Annotated in this window: 1 protein-coding gene and 1 pseudogene; both read left to right on the forward strand. The window is 76.0% G+C overall.

Annotation, left to right across the window (positions count from 1 at the left end; all coding sequences use genetic code 11):
• On the forward strand, positions 1-367 hold a 367-nt coding region (locus MXD58_RS27980), incomplete at its 5' end, for a hypothetical protein (protein ID WP_250611174.1).
• A gap of 132 nt (positions 368-499) precedes the next feature.
• A pseudogene (locus tag MXD58_RS27985) lies at positions 500-1,223 on the forward strand (N-acetylmuramoyl-L-alanine amidase); the annotation flags it as partial.

The following is a 1,223-nucleotide window of genomic DNA, read 5'->3' on the forward strand; positions in this document are numbered from 1 at the left end:
CGCCCGGCCTGCTCCGCGCGCGTCGGCGGACCCGTCGTACCGGCCGACGGTCCCGCTGCGAGGCCAGGCCGGGCGGCCCAGGCGTCAGCCCGCCAAGCAGGTGACGATCGGCGACCCGACCATGGGCGGGCATCGCGACCAGGTGACCCGCCCGACGACGAAGATCAGGTACCGGCGGGCGCGCGGTGATGCCGGCGCCGGCCGGGTGCCCTCGCCTACCCGCACGCCGACGTGGCACTACTTCGTCCGCGGTCGGCGGCGGACGGACCCGCTGGGGCGCCCGGTGGTCACCGGCACCCGCGGCTTCGTCGTCGATCGGCTCGGCAGCGGCCGACCGGTGGTGATCGACGGGGAGGTGCATGGCTGACGGGCCGCCCCGGTGACGGTGCGGCCCACGGGGTGATCTGTGACGGAAATCCAAGGTTCCGACACTCAAGGTGATGTAACGGTGTCGTAGTGTGTGCGACCTGTATCCGTCCCGCCACTCTGAGGATGTGTCATGCCTGCTGTCGGCCCGCCTGATAGCACCCCCGACCAGGCCCGGGTCTCCCGCCGCGGTGTCCTCGGCCTGCTGGGCGCCGGCGGATGGGCGGCCACGGTCCTCATCGCGCACCCCGCGTCAGCGGCCGGACCGGCCGCGCCCGGCGCCCTGCCGCGACCCCGCGACCCACTGTCCGCCGTGGACGAGCGGCTGGCCAGCATCCCACGCACGCTCGCCGCGACCTTTCGCGGCACGGGCCCGGCGACACCCGGGTTCGGCCCGGGCTATGTGGCCGTCCGCTGGAACGGGCCGACCGGCGCACCCGACGGGGGCCAGGCGGGCCCGGCGATCCGGCTGCGGGTGCCGGACGGCACGTTCGGCGCGTGGTCACCGCTAAGGGTCGGCTGCCCCGCCGAACGCGACGACCACGCCGGCGCCGCGACGCCGGAACACGCCGTGCTCGCGAGCGTCCGGTCAGGTGCGCCCTCCGCCTGCTTCGAGCTGCGGATGCCGCCGGGGGCCAGCGCCGTCGAATCGACGGCGCTGAACACCACGTCGGGGCCGCTCCAGCGGGTGCGCGTGCCGACCGTGACGGCGCAGGACGCGCTCGCCTCGGTGGCGGGCCTGGCCCAGACCATCGAGGCACTGTCTGCCGGGCCATCGCCGTCGGCTGCGATGCCGGGGCCGCTGAGCGCACCGCTGCCCGCCCACTCCGGTTCGGCGCCGGCCACCAGTTCCCCCC

The sequence above is a fragment of the Frankia sp. AgKG'84/4 genome, assembly GCF_023242965.2.
Taxonomy (GTDB): Bacteria; Actinomycetota; Actinomycetes; order Frankiales; family Frankiaceae; genus Frankia.